1 pseudogene is annotated in these 1,061 nt (G+C 75.7%); it reads right to left on the reverse strand.

The features are described from left to right. Positions 1-1,061: pseudogene (locus FV223_RS28325) on the reverse strand (hypothetical protein); the annotation flags it as partial.

Genomic DNA, 1,061 nt, shown 5'->3' on the forward strand with positions numbered 1-1,061 from the left:
GCCAGGGGTAGGCCGGCTGGCCGACGCTGCCGGGCGCGTAGGGATCGGGCAGCGCGTTGCCGGCGGCGACGTCCATCATCACGAACGGGTAGAGCACCACCGCGAGGCCGCGCCGGGCCAGCTCCGCCATCAGGCGGCTGAGGCCGGCATCGGAGGGCGTGCCGCCATAGGCCGGCGTGCCGTCCGGCGCGGCGGAGACGGGCGCGACCTGCGTGCGGCCGAGGCCGGCCACGAGCCAGCCGTCGCCGGTGGTCGCCTTGTCGCGGATCTCGACGCGGGGCGCGACCGTGCAGTGCCCGGCGCGCAGGTCGTCGCCGAACCACGCCACCACCACCGCGATGCGGGCGAGGTTCGGGCACAACGCCTGCAGCGCGTCGAGCGACGCGACCACGTCGGTCGCCGCCTGGAGCTGGAACCGGTTGGCGGCCCGCGTCCGGCCGAGGCCGAGATCGACCGTGACCGGCATCGGGTCGAGGCCGAACTCGGACGCGCCGGGGATCAGGTTCACCGCGCGGATCAGCGGCGCGACGCCGTTGACCGGCCGCACCACCTCGAAGGCGAATTGCGGGATGCGGTTGCCGTAATCGGCCAGGGGCAGCCCCTCGAACACCACGTAGGCGAGGCCGCGATAGGCCGGCGCGTCGGCGCCCTCCTTGGCGACGATCAGCGGATCGGGCGCCTGGTCGGCCGCGCCGGCATGGACCCGGCAGGTGATCGCGGTGCGGTCGAGCTCGATCCCGTCCGCCCAGATCCGCCGGACGAGGGCGATCTCGCCCTCGCACAGGCCGACCGCGAGGTTGGCGAAGTAGGCGTAGCGCGTCCGCACGGTCTTCTGCCCGCCGCCGCCCTTCGCCGGGGAGGACGCCCGCTCGACGGCCGTGTTGGCGACCTCGAGCGGCCGCGTCGCCCAGATCAGGGTGCCGCCCAGCTTCGCCCGGCCGTAGACGCGCGGCACCGGATCGCCCTCGGTCGAGGACAGGCCGGCGACGTCCGACAGCCGCGGCCCGGCGACGAAGCGCGGGCTCGTCCCCGCCCCGAACAGGGCGCCGTCGAGCCCGGCC

The organism is Methylobacterium sp. WL116 (genome assembly GCF_008039455.1).
GTDB lineage: Bacteria > Pseudomonadota > Alphaproteobacteria > Rhizobiales > Beijerinckiaceae > Methylobacterium.